General features: G+C 58.0%; 13 protein-coding genes. 9 read left to right on the top strand and 4 right to left on the bottom strand.

What is annotated here, in order from left to right:
• Positions 1-342: 342 nt before the first annotated feature.
• On the bottom strand, positions 343-1,695 hold the full coding sequence (locus AC1DCP_RS12055) for a ubiquinone biosynthesis hydroxylase (protein WP_404944509.1): 1,353 nt from the start codon (positions 1,693-1,695) through the stop codon (positions 343-345).
• Between AC1DCP_RS12055 and tesB the strand changes: the two genes are divergently transcribed.
• From tesB to AC1DCP_RS12025, 6 genes are all read left to right on the top strand, one after another.
• The gene (gene tesB / locus AC1DCP_RS12050; RefSeq protein ID WP_003516499.1) at positions 1,644-2,528 is read left to right on the top strand and encodes an acyl-CoA thioesterase II; all 885 of its coding nucleotides are present in this window, start codon (positions 1,644-1,646) and stop codon (positions 2,526-2,528) included. The two genes, AC1DCP_RS12055 and tesB, sit on opposite strands and share 52 nt — an antisense overlap.
• Before the next feature lie 211 nt (positions 2,529-2,739).
• Positions 2,740-3,090 carry a P-II family nitrogen regulator gene (locus AC1DCP_RS12045; protein WP_019565993.1) on the top strand — a complete coding sequence of 117 codons (351 nt, stop codon included), beginning with the start codon at positions 2,740-2,742 and terminating at the stop codon, positions 3,088-3,090.
• 28 nt (positions 3,091-3,118) lie between these two features.
• Positions 3,119-4,468 (top strand): ammonium transporter, encoded by a 1,350-nt coding sequence (locus AC1DCP_RS12040; protein ID WP_003516494.1) that lies wholly within the window; start codon positions 3,119-3,121, stop codon positions 4,466-4,468.
• 217 nt (positions 4,469-4,685) lie between these two features.
• Entirely contained in the window at positions 4,686-7,361 is a 2,676-nt protein-coding gene (locus tag AC1DCP_RS12035) for a DNA translocase FtsK (protein WP_476774298.1), read from the top strand.
• Between the two features lie 155 nt (positions 7,362-7,516).
• Positions 7,517-8,191, top strand: coding sequence for an outer membrane lipoprotein carrier protein LolA (locus AC1DCP_RS12030; RefSeq protein WP_013636963.1), 675 nt, complete (start codon positions 7,517-7,519; stop codon positions 8,189-8,191).
• Between the two features lie 164 nt (positions 8,192-8,355).
• Positions 8,356-9,159 (top strand): exodeoxyribonuclease III, encoded by an 804-nt coding sequence (locus tag AC1DCP_RS12025; protein WP_013636964.1) that lies wholly within the window; start codon positions 8,356-8,358, stop codon positions 9,157-9,159.
• An 18-nt stretch (positions 9,160-9,177) separates the two neighbouring features.
• Here the strand turns inward: AC1DCP_RS12025 and AC1DCP_RS12020 are convergent, their stop codons facing one another.
• Both AC1DCP_RS12020 and AC1DCP_RS12015 read right to left on the bottom strand, forming a co-directional pair.
• On the bottom strand, positions 9,178-9,633 hold the full coding sequence (locus AC1DCP_RS12020; protein WP_013636965.1) for a cyclic nucleotide-binding domain-containing protein: 456 nt from the start codon (positions 9,631-9,633) through the stop codon (positions 9,178-9,180).
• Positions 9,634-9,750: 117 nt separating this feature from the next.
• Positions 9,751-10,434, bottom strand: a complete 684-nt coding sequence (locus AC1DCP_RS12015; protein ID WP_003492637.1) for a response regulator transcription factor — start codon at positions 10,432-10,434, stop codon at positions 9,751-9,753.
• 286 nt (positions 10,435-10,720) lie between these two features.
• Here AC1DCP_RS12015 and AC1DCP_RS12010 point away from each other — a divergent pair, with 286 nt between their 5' ends.
• A complete protein-coding gene (locus AC1DCP_RS12010) occupies positions 10,721-11,224 on the top strand; it encodes a L,D-transpeptidase family protein (protein ID WP_112153256.1) in 504 nt (167 codons plus the stop codon).
• A gap of 62 nt (positions 11,225-11,286) precedes the next feature.
• On the opposite strand, the gene AC1DCP_RS12005 is transcribed toward AC1DCP_RS12010, so the two are convergent.
• Entirely contained in the window at positions 11,287-11,856 is a 570-nt protein-coding gene (locus AC1DCP_RS12005) for a CarD family transcriptional regulator (RefSeq protein ID WP_003492641.1), read from the bottom strand.
• Between the two features lie 541 nt (positions 11,857-12,397).
• Between AC1DCP_RS12005 and AC1DCP_RS12000 the strand changes: the two genes are divergently transcribed.
• Positions 12,398-17,158, top strand: coding sequence for an NAD-glutamate dehydrogenase (locus AC1DCP_RS12000; protein ID WP_065688702.1), 4,761 nt, complete (start codon positions 12,398-12,400; stop codon positions 17,156-17,158).
• 108 nt (positions 17,159-17,266) lie between these two features.
• Positions 17,267-18,643, top strand: coding sequence for an MFS transporter (locus AC1DCP_RS11995; protein WP_065688703.1), 1,377 nt, complete (start codon positions 17,267-17,269; stop codon positions 18,641-18,643).
• Positions 18,644-18,662 lie beyond the last annotated feature (19 nt).

Here is an 18,662-nt window from a genome sequence, read left to right as displayed (position 1 = left end):
TAGGCCTTGTCCGCAAAGTGGTAACAGGTCCTTCCCCGCCGGAATTTTCCTTTTTGATTCAGATAGTTGAAATATTAAAAAGAATCCGGCGAAACCGGAATCGATTCGGATACGGAACAGTCTGCGAACGAATCGAATACGAATCGCTGACTCCAATGGATTCAGCTTTTGTTCTCCGCAACATCTGGTTGGCAGATGCCTGCCCTATACCAGATTGTGAATCCGGATAAGTCCTTGTCCGGATTCAGCTTTGCGGCACCAGCTTCCGGCGGAAAATACCGGAATCGACTGTCAAGCGGCAATCGCTGAAAAGCCGCTCCGGCACAGGCAGGAACGGCAGTATCAGAGCGCCTCGCCGGCAAGCAGGCGCGGCGCGCCCGCATCTGTCGTACCGGCAGCCTGACCGATGAAATAGGATTTCAGACCCGGCAAACGATCGACCACACCCAGACCGAAATCACGCATGACGCGAATGGGACCGACATCATTGGAGAAAAGCCGGTTCAGCACATCCGTCGTCACACCCATTCGCAACGTGTCGAAACGCCGCCAGGACTGGTAACGGTCGAGAACGTTGAGAGAGCCGATATCAAGGCCGAGGCGGTCGGCCTCGACCACGGTTTCGGCCAGTGCCGCAACATCCTTGAAGCCGAGATTGAGGCCCTGACCAGAAATCGGGTGAATTCCATGCGCCGCATCGCCGGCAAGTGCAAAACGTGGCGCGACGAAGGAACGCGCCAGCGTCAAGCCCAGCGGAAAGGCGCGACGGGGACCGACGGGACGGACCGGACCGAGCTTGTGGCCGAACCGGCGTTCAAGTTCCTCCTCGAACACCAGATCGTCGGCAGCAACCAGCCTGTCGGCATCGGCCGTACGTTCGGTCCAGACAAGCGAGGAGCGGTTCCCTTTCAAGGGAAGCACGGCGAAAGGCCCCGACGGCAGAAAATGTTCCTCCGCGCAGCCCTCATGCGGCCGCTCGTGTTCAACGGTGGTGACGATCCCGGACTGATCGTAATTCCAGTGCACGGTTTTTATTCCTGCCATATCCCGCAAAGCCGAGCGGACCCCATCGCAGGCTATGAGCAGTCGCGCCTCAAGCGACGAGCCGTCGGAAAGTGAAATAGCCGTCGATTGCGGGCCGGCGGAAAAGCCGGAAACACTGAGACCATGGCGGATTTCGACGCCGAGGCGCTCACACAGGCCTCGCAGCGCACCCACCATCGCGACATTCGGGACCATATGAGCGAAGGGCCTGCCCTCGTCCACCGCGCCATCAAATGTCAAAAACACCGGGCGAACCGGATCGGCGGTCTTCGAATCGGTGACGATCATCTTGTGGATCGGCTGGGCCTCCGGCTCGATCTCGTTCCATACGCCGAAAACGTCGAGCATGCGCGTGGCCGCCGCGATAATGGCGGAGGCGCGGACGTCCTTCTTCCAGACATCCCCGGGAGCGGCTTCAACCACCTGCACATTAAGATGTCCGGCTGCCTGCTTAATTGCGACAGCAACGGAAAGGCCGACATAACCGCCGCCTGCCACCACCACGTCCAGCATCGCGCTTCTCCTCAAATCTTGTGCACGCATCATCGGCGCACTATAGACCATGTGACGTCTTCCTACAGCCGGAGCAGGCCGAAAAAATGTCGCATCCCTCGCAAACGTCAGATCCGATGGCCAATCTGATATCCACACTCGATCTCGAGAAGCTGGAAGAAAACCTGTTTCGGGGTGAAAGCCCGCAAATCGGCTGGCAGCGCGTTTTCGGCGGCCAGGTGATCGCGCAGGCATTGATCGCAGCTCAACGAACCGTGGATGACGACCGTTTCGTTCATTCACTGCATTCCTATTTCATGCGCCCCGGCGACCCGCTGGTGCCCATCCTCTACCAGGTGGAGCGCATTCGCGACGGTGCGAGCTTCTGCACCCGGCGCGTGGTCGCCATCCAGCATGGCAAGGCGATCTTTTCCATGTCGGCGTCGTTCCAGATCGTCGAGGACGGATTCGATCATCAGATAAGAATGCCGGATGTGACGCCGCCCGAAAGGCTGATGAGTGAAGATGAGATGCAGGCGGCCTTCCTCGCCAACGCACCCGCTTCGATCCGCAAATACTGGAGCAACAAGCGCCCGATAGAGATCCGGCCGGTTTCGCTGACCCACTATATTTCGAAGGAAAAGCTGGAACCGCAGCAGGATATCTGGGTTCGCGCTGTCGGCGATGTGCCGGACGATCCACGTTTCCAGTCAGCCATTCTCGCTTATCTCTCGGATATGACGTTGCTCGACACGTCGCTCTATGCCCACGGAACGACGATCTTCGATCCGGCCATTCAGGTGGCGAGCCTCGATCACGCCATGTGGTTCCACCGTCCCTGCCGGCTGGACGACTGGCTGCTCTACACGCAGGACAGCCCCAGCGCCTCGGGAGCACGCGGTTTGACCCGTGGCAATATTTTCACCAGACAGGGTGAACTGATTGCCTCCGTCGCACAGGAGGGTTTGATCCGCAAAAGGGCAAATGCTTAAATAATGCGCTTTTTTAAAAAATCGCACATTTAATAGACGAAAATTGCGCCACCCAATGCCCGTTTTTCAGACGCCTGTCATATAATTTCTATATTTCAATAACTTAGATGCCGCATCAAAACTGGCACGCCCTTTGAATGTATGTCCGTAGTCGCTGTTACTGATCTGCCAGCGCGAGGAGAGTCGGCTCCGTGCCGAGGACAAACAAAGGATGGGAAACCAGATGAAAATTGTGATGGCCATTATCAAGCCGTTCAAGCTGGATGAAGTGCGCGAAGCGCTCACCGGCGTCGGCATCCAAGGCCTGACCGTGACCGAGGTAAAGGGTTACGGACGCCAGAAGGGACATACCGAGATTTATCGCGGCACGGAATATGCGGTGAGCTTTCTTCCCAAACTGAAGATCGAGATCGCGGTTGCATCAGACGTCGTCGACAAGGCTGTCGAGGCAATCGCGTCGGCTGCAAAAACCGGGCAGATCGGTGACGGCAAGATCTTCGTTTACTCTATCGAACAGGCCGTGCGCATCCGTACCGGCGAAACCAACACAGAAGCGCTTTGAAGCACGGCTGACAGGGAGTTTTCTAGCTATGCAACTCAACAAGTTTTCAACGCTCGGCAAACTGGGTGCCGGTGTGGCAGCCCTGATGGCCCCGGCAATCGCCTTTGCGCAGGATGCCGCGCCGGCAGTAGCAGCGGCGGCCCCCGTTCCGGAAAAAGCCGATACCGCATTCATGTATGTCGCGACGATCCTCGTGCTTTTCATGATCATTCCGGGTCTCGCCCTGTTTTATGGCGGCCTCGTGCGCACAAAGAACATGCTCTCCGTTCTCATGCAGTGCACGGTCATCGGCGCGGTCATGATGCTCGTATGGGTAATCTACGGTTACTCCTTCGCCTTCGGCGGCGGCACCGGCCCGTATTTCGGTGGTTTCGGCAAGCTGTTCCTGTCCGGCGTTTCGCTTGACAGCACCTCGGCAACCTTCTCCCAGGGCGTCGTGATCTACGAATACACCTTCATCGCCTTCCAGATGACCTTTGCGGCCATCACGCCCGCGCTGATCATCGGTGCATTCGCGGAACGCGTGAAGTTCTCGGCAGTCATCCTGTTCACCATCCTGTGGGCCACCTTCGTCTACTTCCCGATCGCTCACATGGTCTGGGACGCGAACGGCCTGATCTTCGGCATGGGCGCTCTCGACTTCGCCGGCGGCACGGTCGTTCACATCAATGCCGGTATCGCCGGTCTGATCGGCGCGATCATGGTCGGCAAGCGTACTGGCTTCGGCAAGGACATGATGGCCCCGCACTCCATGACGCTGACGCTGGTTGGCGCAGCCATGCTGTGGTTCGGCTGGTTCGGCTTCAACGCCGGCTCCAACCTCGAAGCATCTGGCGGTGCGGTTCTTGCAACCATGAACACCTTCCTCGCCACTGCAGCAGCCATCGTTTCCTGGTCGCTGGTTGAAAGCTTCACCCGCGGCAAGGCTTCCATGCTGGGAGCAGCTTCGGGCATGATCGCCGGCCTCGTCGCCGTAACGCCTGCGGCCGGTTCCGTCGGACCCATGGGCGCTATCGTTCTCGGCCTCATCGTCTCGCCGATCTGCTACTTCTTCGTCTCGGTTGTGAAGAACAAGTTCGGCTACGACGACACAGCTGACGTCTTCGGTGTCCACGGCATCGGCGGCATCATCGGCGCCCTCGGCACCGGCATCTTCACGTCTCCGCTGCTTGGCGGCACGGGTAAGGCGGACTTCTCCATCTCCTCGCAGCTCTGGACGCAGTTCGTTGCCGTCGCCATCACCATCGTATGGTGCGCAGTCGTCTCGGCAATCCTCTACAAGATCGTCGACGTGATCGTTGGTCTGCGGGTTCCGGTCGAAGCGGAACGCGAAGGTCTCGACCTTGCGACCCACGGCGAAGCCGCCTACCACTCCTGATATCCGGGAAAAGGGGTTCTCCATCCCCTCTCCCAAAAGAAGGCCCGCTTCGGCGGGCCTTTTCTTTGCCGCAAATTCGGAAGCGGCTTTTAAAAAACCGCATGGTTAACACGACATTAACCAGCAAGCTGTTAGTTTTCCCTGTCAATCCGGGATCTGGTCAACTGCCGGATCTTGCCGAAACCACAAAAACTACGGGTTCAGGGACATGGGCAGAATGAATTCTCCGACATTCGACGGTCGTCACACGCGTTTCGTGCTGACGGCGTTTTTCGTGCGGCAGGTCATGGCTCTTGCCGGTTTTGCCTTGCTTGCCACGATTGCGCTGGGGATTACCGCACTTGCCACATGGAACGTGGCGGACCCGAGCCTGTCCTATGCAACAGGCAACCAACCCACCAATCTTCTCGGTTACGGCGGCGCAATCTTCGCCGATATCGTGATGCAGTTCCTCGGCCTTTCCGCAATCATCGCGCTTTTGCCGGTGATTGCCTGGGCGATCGCCCTGATCGCCGGTCGCAAGTTCAACCGGATACCCGCCCGCCTTGTCGCCTGGATCGCCGGCGCCATCGTCTGCGCCGCCTCGCTCGGCTGTTTTCCCGCGCCCGTGACATGGCCGCTGCCGAACGGCATCGGTGGCGTCATCGGCGATATGATCCTGCGCTTCCCAGCTCTCTTCATCGGCGCTTACCCCACCGGCACGATTGCGACGGTGCTGGGCGCTATATTCGCTGCTCCCGCCGCCTTGATGATGCTGTTTGCCGCCGGTCTCGTGGGACGCCCGGAAGATGACCTGGAACAGGAGGAACGCGCGCCGGTCGCAAACAAGGCCCGCGCCACCCGTCAGGTCGAGGAAGAAGACGATGACGAGGGCGAAGGCTTCTTCGCAAATATTCTCGCCTTCGGCGCAATCGCACATTACTGGTACATCTCGCAGGCCCGCCTTCGCCGCCTGTTCGGCCTGAAGTCGAAATCCCTGCACGGCGAATTCGAACACCCTTACGATTTCAACGAATATGAATTCGGCACGCTGAACGAACCCTCCCGCCTCAAGACGGCGATCAACCGCCTCGACCAGCGCGCGGAACCGTCTTTCGAAGAACGCGCCGCATCCCGTCGCCAGATGTCGCCTCCCTCCATCGCGCCCGATCATGATGCGGACGGGGACGACGAACCGTCGTTAGACGCAGACGGTCGGCGATTGCCCAACGGCATTCTCTCGGACGACCACAGCCTGGACGAGAACGACCCGAAATTCGTGGCAAGACAGGCACCTGGGCGCGGCCAACCCAGAATAACCGCCCCTTCCGCACGCCCGAAGCCCAGCGAGCGCGTGGCAAGGGAAGCGCAGGCCTCCTTTATTGCCGCAGACGGTTTCCAGCTGCCCACCGTGCATCTTCTGGCGGAACCCAAGAACGTCGTTCGCGACCATACGCTGAACGAGGAAGTGCTGGAGCAGAATGCCCGCCTTCTGGAAGGGGTTCTCGAGGATTTCGGCGTCAAGGGTGAAATCATTCACGTCCGCCCCGGCCCGGTCGTCACGCTCTACGAACTGGAACCAGCACCCGGCATCAAATCCTCGCGCGTCATTGGCCTTGCCGATGACATCGCCCGCTCCATGAGCGCGATCGCCGCGCGCGTTGCAGTCGTGCCTGGCCGCAATGCCATTGGCATCGAGCTTCCGAACCAGACGCGTGAAACCGTGTTCCTGCGTGAACTGGTCGGCAGCCGCGACTTTGAAAACAGCAAGGCCAAGCTCGCCATGGCGCTCGGCAAGACCATCGGCGGCGAACCCGTCATCGCCGATCTTGCCAAGATGCCGCATCTTCTCGTTGCCGGTACCACGGGTTCGGGCAAGTCGGTCGCCATCAACACCATGATCCTGTCGCTGCTTTACCGCATGTCGCCGGAGCAATGCCGCCTGATCATGATCGACCCGAAAATGCTTGAACTATCGATCTATGACGGTATTCCGCATCTGCTCTCCCCCGTCGTTACCGATCCGAAAAAAGCCGTCGTGGCGCTGAAGTGGACGGTGCGCGAGATGGAGGAGCGCTACAAGAAAATGTCGAAGATCGGTGTGCGCAACATCGATGGCTTCAACAGCCGTGTGCAGCAGGCGATCGACAAGGGCGAAATCCTCACCCGCACGGTGCAGACCGGCTTCGACCGCCAGACCGGCGAGGCAATGTACGAGACGGAAGAATTCGACTTGAAGCCCCTGCCCTATATCGTCGTCATTATCGACGAAATGGCGGATCTTATGATGGTGGCAGGCAAGGATATCGAAGGTGCCGTACAGCGCCTCGCTCAGATGGCGCGTGCCGCCGGCATCCATGTCATCATGGCAACCCAGCGTCCGTCCGTCGACGTCATCACCGGCACCATCAAGGCGAACTTCCCGACCCGCATCTCCTTCCAGGTAACGTCGAAGATCGACAGCCGCACCATTCTGGGCGAACAGGGCGCCGAACAGCTGCTCGGCATGGGTGACATGCTCTATATGGCCGGTGGCGGCCGCATCCAGCGCGTGCACGGTCCCTTCGTCTCCGACAATGAAGTGGAAGAGATCGTCGCCTATCTCAAGACGCAAGGCACGCCGGAATATCTGGAAGCGATCACCGAGGAAGACGATGAGGAAGGCAATGGCGGCGGCCCGGCCGGCGCCGGCAATTTCTCCGATTYGGAAGACCCCTATGATCAGGCCGTGGCTGTCGTGCTGAGGGACGGCAAGGCCTCCACTTCCTACGTCCAGCGGCGTCTCGGCATCGGCTACAACCGCGCCGCCTCGCTGATCGAACGCATGGAGCAGGAAGGCATTATCGGCCCCGCCAATCATGCCGGAAAACGCGAAATACTCGTACCAACGGAAGCAGACATCATCGAGCGGTAATGCACGTCGCCCAAAAGGCTGTCGTGGTTTCGGGATAACGACATGCGTGAGGCGAAGACGGCAACCAAGCGGGGCGAAGAAGCGTTAATACACGCTTTCAACGTCATGAAGCCGCCGCCTTTATGCGGAAAATCGCTGCGATGAAGGAGAACAGAATGAACGACCTCACTACCGGCGAGATTGCCACCGCAAACACACCAGAGAACGGCGTGACGCGACGTGGCGTGCTGACGGCGTTTTCCATGGCTGCGGTCATGGCCGGCCTGTCGCCGCTCAACGCATTTGCTCAGGCTGCCGGTAACAGCGCGACCGCGCAGAAAATTGCCAATCACTTCTCGTCGGTCAAAACCATGATGGGAGAGTTTGTCCAGTTTGGCCCGCGCGGTGAACAGACCGGCGGCAAATTTTACATCGAACGGCCCGGCAAGCTTCGATTCAATTATGAAGACCCCTCGCCCATGCGGGTCATCTCCGACGGCAAGAATGTCGTCATCGGCAACATGAAGCTGAAGACATGGGATTTGTATCCACTGTCAAAGACCCCGCTAAGCCTACTTTTGTCCGACAAGATCGATCTGAGCAACCAGAAGGTCCGGAACGTGAAGGAAGAGTCGGACCTGACCACCATCGTACTGGGTGACAAAAGCGTGTTCGGCGATTCCACCATTACCCTGATGTTTGACCCGAAAACCTTCGATCTGAGGCAATGGACGACGACCGATGCCCAGAACAAGGACACGACTGTCATGATCTTCAACGTGCAGACGGGCGTTAACCTCGACGAACGCGTTTTCAACATCAACTACGAAGAAGTCCGCAAACGCGGCTAAAGGCCGGGCGGTCCACGGCGACAGTTCAAAAGGCGGCCCTGCGGTCGCCTTTTTTATTTTGCCGCTAAAATGCATTCCCGTTTTCATCGCGATGTTATAAGCCTGCGCCCCGGAAACATGCCTCGAAACAATCGGCTTCGAGGCTATAGAAGCGGAGCACATGCATGTCGTTTTCGATAACCACCTGGAACATCAACTCGGTCAGGCTCAGAATGCCGATCGTGGAGCAGTTTCTGGTGCGTTACAAACCCGACATTCTCTGCCTGCAGGAAACGAAATGCCCGAATGGCGAGTTTCCGATGAAGCCGCTGAAGGCGCTCGGTTACGAGCACGTCATCATCCATGGCCAGAAGGGCTATCACGGTGTGGCGATCGCTTCGAAAATTCCGCTGACAGAAGATCACCGTCAGGACTATTGCGGTATAGGCGATGCACGACACATTTCCGCGATTTTTCAGGTTGGATCGCGCCGCATACGGCTGCATAATTTCTATGTTCCGGCTGGCGGTGACGAACCCGACCGGTCGATAAACCCGAAATTCGGCCACAAGCTGGATTTTATCGAAGAGATGAAGGCGCTTCGCGCCGACGGCGTGCCCGGCACCTCGTCCATTCTCGTAGGCGATCTCAACATCGCGCCGCTTGAAAATGACGTCTGGTCGCACAAGCAACTGCTGAAGATCGTTAGCCATACACCGGTGGAAACCGACGGCATGCTCGATATCATGAAGAAGGGCAACTGGCTCGACCTGATGCGGCTGAACGTGCCTGATAGTGAAAAGATTTATACCTGGTGGAGCTACCGCGCCAAGGATTGGGAAGCCGCAGACCGTGGCCGCCGTCTCGACCATATCTGGTCGTCGCAGGATCTCGGCCCTTCGCTTGAAAAGATCGATATCTTGCGCGAAGCACGCGGCTGGAACCGGCCATCCGACCACGTTCCGGTTACGGCCCATTTCCGTTTCTGAAGCGCTGGCTCTTTAAAATCAGGAGAAGCGGTTCTGCAAACGGGCCGCGCCCGCAGCGAGTGCGGCGATATTATCGCGAATGCGTGCCGTCACGATATCGGCAACCTCGGGAAACTCCTCCACCAGCCGGTGAAAGAGAATGCGCGTTATCCGGATGACCTCGGAATCCTCCGCGGCAATGGCGGTGAATTTCCTCTCACAGAGCGTGAAAAGCGCCAGCTCCGAAAGAAGCGCCCCCTTGCCCGGTGTCGCCTGCAACGCGGGTTTTCCATCCCGCCCGGCCGTAAATAGCTCGAAATGGCCTGACGTCACCGCAAAGGCGCACTCGGCCGGGGAATGTTCCCGGAACAAAGTCTGACCCGCCGCCACGCGGCGGCGTTCCGCGCCGAAGGCGATCAGCCGCAACTGATCGTCGCTGAAGCCCGCAAACAACGGCACTTGCCCCAGAAGCATGATGTCATCCGTCAAGGCCATGTCGATTGCTACTCCAGAAAACCGCCTGCACCACTATAGCGGTTTTCGGATATCGGCCTTCAAAATACAAGATGTTAGAATATTCTGCGTCCTCTCGGACGCAGAAAGGGCGTTCGTTCAGGGAACGATCTTGTATCCGCCGTTCTCGGTCACCAGAATTTCGGCATTGGAGGGGTCTCGCTCGATCTTCTGGCGCAGACGATACACATGCGTTTCGAGCGTATGCGTCGTCACTCCGGAATTATAACCCCAGACCTCTTCCAGCAAGACGTCGCGGGTAACGACGGCGCTCCCGGCGCGGTACAGATAACGGATGATCGCCGCTTCCTTTTCCGTCAGCCGGATTTTTTTGCCGTCTTCAGTCGTCAGCAGCTTCTGGCTGGGTTTGAACTGATAGGGACCGACGGTGAAAACCGCATCCTCGCTCTGCTCGTATTGACGCAGCTGCGCCCGGATGCGGGCCAGAAGGACGGCGAAGCGGAATGGCTTCGTCACATAATCATTGGCGCCCGCTTCGAGACCGAGAATAGTGTCGGAATCGGTATCGTGGCCGGTCAGCATGATGATCGGTGCCTTGAAGCCACCCTTGCGCAGCAGCTTCACCGCCTCGCGGCCATCCATGTCAGGAAGACCGACATCCATGATCAGAAGATCGACCTGGGCAGTCTTTGCGGTCTGCATCGCCTGCGCAGCGTTTGCGCCGCTCAGAAGCGAGAATTCCTCGTAGGGAGATAGTTGCTCAGTCAGCGTCTCCCGAAGATCGTCGTCGTCGTCCACCAAAAGGATAGTGCGAGCCGTCATTCGGATTCTCAGCCTTTCTTACTTTAGCGCATCGGCCCAAAAATCGCCGTTGATTTTCGGAAAGCGCAATGCGTAGTTTAAAAGAGTTAGAGCATCCATTGTGCCTCCGAAATAAGGCACGGCGCTCTAATTGTCAGCCAATTCAGCGGTTTGCCGATAAAAGGTCAACCCATTGCCATGATATTACGAAGTGCTATGACTTCACGTTAGATAACCTGCAAAGCAAAATCTCGTGAAAAACATGAGCAGACAGCCCGTAAAGCAACATAAACGCGCATCGACGCTCATGGTTCGGCCGGCGCCTTTGAAAATAAGCCGGGCCATCGTTCAGCTCGGGCATCTCACCTTTCCCGCAGCGATCGGGCGCAACGGCCGTACCGTGCTCAAACGCGAGGGAGATGGAAAGTCACCGATTTCCGTCACGCGCCTGCTGCACGGATTTTATCGCGGCGACCGAACCCCCGCCATCGCCACGACATTGCCGATGCAACGGACGCAGCAATCCATGCTTTGGTGCGACGAGCCACGCAGCGCCAGTTACAACAGGTTGGTCAAGTCCCCTTTCGCACTGAGCCACGAGGAGATGATGCGAAAGGACGGCCTTTATGACGTTTGCCTCGTGCTCGATTGGAACATCACGTCGAGAAGTCGGAACCGCGGTTCGGCAATCTTCATGCATATGACCCGCCCGGGATATGAGCCGACCGCCGGCTGCGTCGCTCTCCATCCCCGCGACATGAGGCGCATTCTGCCTTATATGCGCAAGGGTACGAAAATTCGCATCGTGTAGATCAGGCACAAAAAAACCCGCCATTCTTGGCGGGTTTTTTTAAAAAAGGAGAAAGCCGGTGATTACGCGGCTTCTTCCTGAGAATCGTCCTCTTCGACGGCCTTGCCGCGCTTCGGACCCTTCGCAAGGTTGACTTCCACCAGGCGAACAGCCTCGGTTTCAGACATCTTGTTGACAGCAGCAATTTCGCGCGCCATGCGATCAAGAGCAGCTTCGTAAAGCTGACGCTCGGAATAGGACTGCTCCGGCTGGTTTTCCGCACGGTAAAGATCGCGCACAACTTCAGCAATCGCGATAAGATCGCCGGAATTGATTTTCGCATCATATTCCTGGGCGCGGCGCGACCACATGGTACGCTTCACACGCGCCTTGCCCTGCACCACTTTCAGCGCCCGCTCGACAAAATCGCCTTCGGAAAGCTTGCGCATGCCGATGCTCACGGCTTTAGCGACGGGAACTTTAAGACGCATCTTGTCTTTTTCGAAATCGATGACAAAAAGCTCAAGCTTCATGCCGGCAACTTCTTGTTCCTCGATGGCAGAAATGGTACCGACACCATGAGCGGGATACACAATCGCTTCACCGGTTTTGAAACCGTGATGTGCTGGAGATTTCTTCTGCTGGGTCGTCATTCGTTCTAAAAACTCCCTGTTACATACCCGGCAACGCCGGGGTTGGGTCGGTCAGGCCCTGATGAGACGGGGGAACCGTCAGGTGACTCCGCACTGGTCCAGCCGTGCACGCAAAAACACACCTTCCCGCATTGCGGGCTTCGATAACGTAAACGCTCGATATGTCACGGAAACCGCGTGCAAAAGAGGTGTTGCTTTCGTGGTGTTTTTGGGCACACAAATGCCACGCTGTGGATCAGTATCGTTGGTGTACCACAAAAATAGGCACAAATCAATAATTTGCTTCGACCGTGGCCGCAACATCACATGGCGGCCAAAGAACCACCTATAAATGGGCTACCGGAATACTGTCAAATGCTTCGTAACCGGTCCCTACCGTATAAGAAGCAAAAAAATTTCACTTCCCAACTGAAGAAACACGAAAGCCTCTTAAACTCTTCGTAATTACACGCCAATATCCGATTCGAATGAAAAGGCAAAATCCGCAAATTGACGGTGCTTTTTTACGTTAAAGTGTGATTTTTGGAGGAATCCACATCAAATGGGCTACAGAAATAATCCAAAACGCGAAAAACAGATCGAAAAAGCACGACAGCAGGCAATTGCCGAAAACGCGCCATTTCTTGATCCGGGTATACTCTATGGAAGAGCAAGCGCCGACGACATAGAATATTATTCCGCCGAAATGCTGGCCGCAAGCGCGGCGCACAGTTTCGAGGCTCTTTCGCGCTGGACTGGAGACGCGCCCCATATCAGCATCGCCCAGGTGGAGGGCGTCACCCCGCGGGATATTCCGGTAACGGTTCTGACGATTATCGGCCGCAATATGCCCTTCCTCTACGATTCCGTCATGGGTGAGGTCACAAGCAGCTATCGCGGCCTCTATCTCGCGGTCCACCCCATTCTGGTGCCGGATGCAACGGCGCAGGCGGGTTATCGCCTTGCGGAGCCTGATGACGATCCCGCCGGGAATATCAGCCTCATCCAGCTGCACATCGCCCCACTGACCCAGCAGGCCGCAACGGCGCTGGAAGAAAGATTGCGTTTCGTGCTGGCGCAGGTTCAGTCCGCCTACAGAGACTGGCGGCCCATGCTGTCGAAACTCGACGAAGCCCTAGACGAATTGTCGAAACGCGGCTTCTCGCGGCGCAAGACCGAGCGCGCGGAAGCCGTCGAGTTTCTCAACTGGCTTCGCAACGACAATTTCACCTTCCTCGGCATGCGCGATTACACCTATTCCGGAACGGGAAAGAACGCGAAAATCGAACGCGGTGACGGCGTCGGCCTCGGCAGTTTGAGCGATCCGGATGTGCGCGTGCTGCGCCTTGGCAAGGACGCCGTGACGACGACGCCTGAAATCCTCGCCTTCCTCGACGGTCCGGATTTCCTCATCGTCACCAAGGCAAATGTGAAGTCCATCGTGCATCGCCGCGCTTATATGGATTATATCGGCATCAAGCGCTTCGACGAGGATGGCAATGTCATCGGTGAATTGCGCATCGTCGGCCTTTTCACCGCCACCGCCTATACGCGTTCGGTAAAGCACATCCCGCTGCTGCGTGCCAAAATTGCGGATGTCGAGCGGCATTTCGGTTTTGATCCGAACAGCCACTCCGGCCGCATCCTGCAGAACACGCTGGAAGCCTATCCGCGCGACGATCTCTTCCAGATCGAAACGGATCTTCTGATCCGGTTCATCGAGCAAATCATGGAACTGAGCGACCGGCCACGCGTGCGTGTCCTTGCGCGTATCGACCGTTTCGACCGCTTCGTCTCGGCCATCATCTTCGTGCCGCGCGAGGAATACAATTCCTATGTGCGCGAGAAGATCGGCGACTATCTTAGCAAGGTCTATGACGGGCATATTTCCGCCTATTACCCGGCCTTCCCGGAAGGCGCTGTCGCCCGCGTCCATTTCATCGTCGGCCGCACGGAAGGCAAGACGCCGCGTATCGCGCAGGACAAGCTGGAGGATGCCGTCAGCGATATCGCAGCACGCTGGATAGACCATTTCGTTGCCCTTTCCGAACCGGGTGCACCGGTGCTGGAGGTGGATCAGGCCTATCAGGAAGCCTTCACGCCGGAAGAGGCGATTGGCGACATGGCGGATATTCTGGCCACTGTGAAGGGTGAGCCGGTCCGCATCGAATTTTACCAGCAGGAAGGTCAGTCAGCTGAGACGCTGTCGCTGAAAATCTTCCATCGGGATGGCCATCTGCCACTGTCGCGCCGTGTGCCGCTGCTGGAAAACCTCGGTTTCAACGTCATCAGTGAGCGCACCTTCGACATCGGTGTCATCTCGGATGGCGAAAAGCGCGACATCGTGCTGCATGATATGGAACTCGCCGTCGCCAAGGGCGTGACGCTGGATCTGCCGCAATACGGACAGAAACTCGAAGAAGCATTCCTTGCTGCCTTCTCGGGCAAGGTCGATAATGACAACTTCAACCGGCTGATCCTCGCCTGCGGCCTTACCGTGCGCGAAGTGTCCGTCCTGCGCGCCTATGCCCGTTATCTGCGCCAGACCGGAATCGTTTATTCCCAGGAGCATATTTCCGAAACGCTCTTTAAATATCCGGCCATTTCACGGAATATTTTCGCGCTGTTCAAGGCTGGCTTCGATCCGTCCATCGACGAGAAGAAGCGGCTGAAGAAACTGGCAGAGATGCACAAGACGATCGAAGCGGCATTGAGCGGTGTTCCCAATCTCGATGAAGACCGCACCTTGCGGCGTTATGTCAACGCCATCGACGCCACGCTTCGTACCAACTACTTCCAGAAAAACACCGATGGCACGCCGCGTGACCTGTTGGCGTTCAAGTTCGATCCCAAACATCTGGACGGCCTGCCCGATCCGCGTCCCTTCCGCGAAATCTTCGTCTACGGAACCGAAGTAGAAGGCGTGCATCTGCGCTTTGGCAAAGTGGCGCGCGGCGGTCTGCGCTGGTCGGATCGCGGCCAGGATTACCGCACGGAGGTGCTCGGTCTCGTCAAGGCGCAGCAGGTCAAGAATGCGGTGATCGTTCCCGTTGGCGCCAAGGGCGGCTTTTTCCCGAAGAACCTGCCTGTTGGCGGCTCTCGCGACGAGGTCTTCAATGCAGGCCGTGAAGCCTACAAGACCTATATCCGCACTCTTCTGTCCATCACCGACAATATCGTCGACGACGCCGTCGTACCGCCGGCCGATACGTTGCGGCTTGATGGGGACGATCCCTACTTCGTCGTCGCCGCCGATAAGGGGACCGCGACATTCTCCGATACGGCAAACGGCCTCGCCCACGACGCCGGCTTCTGGCTGGACGATGCCTTCGCATCGGGTGGTTCCGCCGGTTACGACCACAAGAAGATGGGAATCACCGCACGCGGTGCCTGGGAAACGGTAAAGCGTCATTTCCGCGAAATGGACACCGACATCCAGACCACGCCCTTCACAGTGGCAGGTGTCGGCGACATGTCCGGCGACGTTTTCGGCAACGGCATGTTGCTATCGGAAAAGATCAGGCTGATCGCAGCCTTCGATCATCGCGATATCTTCATCGATCCGGATCCCGATACCGACAAATCCTTCGCTGAGCGCAAGCGGCTTTTCGAATTGCCACGCTCAAGCTGGCAGGATTACGACCGTTCGACGCTCTCTAAAGGCGCAATGATCATCTCGCGTTCCGAAAAATCGGTGACGCTGACACCGGAAGCCGTCGCTGCCATCGGCATCGACAAATCCGTCGCTACACCCTTCGAGATCATGACCGCCATTCTGAAGGCGCCAACCGATCTTCTGTGGTTCGGCGGCATCGGCACCTATATCAAGGCGGCGGTGGAAACCAACGCCGAGGTGGGTGACAGGGCGAACGACCCCATCCGCGTCAACGCCACCGAGCTGCGCGCCAAGGTCATCGGCGAAGGCGCCAATCTCGGCATTACCCAGAAGGGCCGTATCGCCTATGCGCTGGCGGGTGGGCGTTGCAATTCGGACGCCATCGACAACTCGGCCGGCGTGAATTCCTCCGACGTCGAGGTCAATATCAAGATCGCCCTCGCCTCCGCGGTCAATAGCGGTCGCCTGACGATGCCGAAGCGCAACCAGCTTCTTGCCTCCATGACGCCGGAAGTGGCGCAGCTGGTGCTGCGCAACAACTACCTGCAATCGCTGGCAATCTCGCTGACGGAGCGGCTTGGGCTTGCAAACCGGGAAGAACTCGGCCGCCTGATGAGCGCGCTGGAGGCAACCGGCCAACTGAACCGCAAGGTCGAAACCTTGCCGAGCAATGCCGAGCTCAGCGAAAGATATGCCACCGGCAAGCCGCTGACCCGGCCGGAAATCGGCGTGCTGCTTTCCTATGCCAAGCTGACGCTGTTCGACGCTCTGGTGGCAAGCCCGCTGCCCGACGAACCCTATCTCCAGCATCTGCTCGCAGACTATTTCCCGGCCAAGATGCAGAAGAACTATGCAGACGATATCAAGGCGCATCGCCTACACCGCGAAATCGTTGCGACAGCGCTCGCCAATGCCGTGGTAAACCGCGGCGGCCCTGGCTTCGTGCAGAAACTCGCCGATGCGAGCGGCCTCCTGTCGGCCGATGTCGTCAAGGCAGCGGTGATCGTGGAGGATGGTTTCGGCCTCAAACGTCTTTGGAGCGAGGTCGACGCGCTTGACGGAAAAATCGGCGGAGAAGTCCAGAACGGACTTTATGCCACGATCACCCGCATCTACTCCGATGCAAGCAGGCTTTATCTGCAAACCGGGAGCGTGGGCGCTGGAACGAGCGACATGGCAACCGAAATCGAGCGCCTGAAAACTGCCATCAAGACGCTATCGCCGGCAGCGGCGAAATATCGCCGCGAGCTTGGGGTCACGGAAATCGACGGTGTTCCCTCTGGCCTTCTGGAAGAGCTGGATACGCTTTCCCTGCTGGTCTATGTGCCAGAGATCATGCGTATCGCCGAAAATGCGGGCACGACGCTTGCCCGCGCCGCCGAAAGCTACGCCACGGTCTCATCGACCTTCCGTGTCGCGCGGCTGCTGGATGCCAGCCAGCGCATCACGCCGGCCGATCACTACGAGAGCCTGGCTCTTCTGCGCAGCCAGGACCAGATCGCCTTGTCGAGACGCCGGATCGTCATCTCGGCCCTAACCGAGTATGCGAAGGAAAAGGACCCGGTTCAGGCCTGGTATGCGGCCGACCGCGTGCGCGTCAATCGCATCGTCTCGGAACTCGGTGCACTGAGCGAAAGCGGCGATACCAATCTCGCCCGCCTGACAGTGGCGGCGGGGCTGCTTGGTGATATCGTTCAGACGCGCTGATCGACCATTCGAAAAACACCATCCGGGTGACTGGCCCGGATGGCCATAAATGAAGCGGTTGCGCCGGCATCACGCATTTTATCCCCCCCATATCCGATAGGACGATGAATGACTGTCCCCTCCCCAAATGCGGAAACAGTGGTTGCCAAACGCGGCATCTGGGGCTGGGTCATGTTCGATTGGGCGGCACAGCCCTTTTTCACGGTCGTTACGACCTTCGTTTTCGGACCATACTTTGTCGCCCGCCTCACCGATGATCCTATTTCGGCGCAGGCGACATGGAGCAATATGGCGACGGTCTCCTCGATCATCATCGCCCTCTTCTCGCCCATCCTCGGCTCCATTGCCGACCAGTCCGGCGCGCGCAAACCGTGGATCGCCTTTTTTGCCGCCATCAAGATCGTCAGTCTTTTATTCCTCTGGTTTGCAGCACCGGGTTCGCCGATCATTCTGCCCATCGTCTGCATGATATTCGCATCCATCGCGGCGGAGTTTTCGATCGTCTTCAACGATTCCATGATGCCGCGACTGACCAATCCGCAGAATGTCGGACGCATTTCCAATCTCGCCTGGGGGCTCGGTTATCTCGGCGGCATGGTGGTGCTGATTGCCGTGGTGACGCTTCTGGCCGCAAATCCACAGACAGGGCTGACTATCGCCGGTATCAAGCCGCTTTTCGGTCTCGATCCCGCAACCGGCGAGGACGCCAGAATAACCGGCCCGATAGCCGCAATCTGGTATTTGCTCTTCATTCTGCCGATGTTTCTGCTGACCCCGGATGCGGACAGCGGCCTACCCTTCGGAGCGGCGATCCGCTCTGGCCTTGCGGAGCTCAAGACAACCCTGCGCGAACTTCGAGACAGACCCGTCCTGTTGCGGTTCCTGATTGCACGTATGCTTTATCAGGACGGCGTCAACGGCGTGCTCATTCTGGGTGGCGTATTTGCGGCGGGAATGTTCGGCTGGGCGACGATGGAAATCGGCCTCTTCGGCATCCTGCTCAACGTTGTCGCCATCGTGGGCTGCTTTGCGGCCGGGCGCGTCGATCAGAAACTTGGCTCGCGGATCACCATCCTCATCAGCCTGGTTCTTCTGCTCATCGCGACGGTCGGCATCGTCTCGACAGGAAAGGGCTCGACACTGTTTGGCTGGATCCAATTGCCGACAGCGGACAATGGCGGCATCTTCGCAACCGGCGCGGAAAAGGCCTATCTGCTCTATGGCATATTAATTGGCCTCGCCTTCGGTCCCGTTCAGGCCTCGTCGCGTTCCTATCTGGCGCGCAACATCACCATTGCCGAGGCGGGACGCTACTTCGGCATCTATGCGCTATCGGGCCGCGCCACTAGCTTCATGGCGACGCTGTCCTTTTCAATAGCAACCTACCTTAGTGGCTCCGCACACATCGGCATGGCCACCCTCATCGTGTTTCTGGGGTTGGGGTTTGTTCTGTTGCTGCGCGTCCCGGAACGGGCAGCAAACTGAAGAACCGGAGAGAGCATTT

The sequence above is a fragment of the Agrobacterium sp. 10T429 genome (assembly GCF_056393925.1).
The sequence above is the reverse complement of the archived record's forward strand: the minus strand, read 5'-3'. Positions and strand labels throughout refer to the sequence as shown.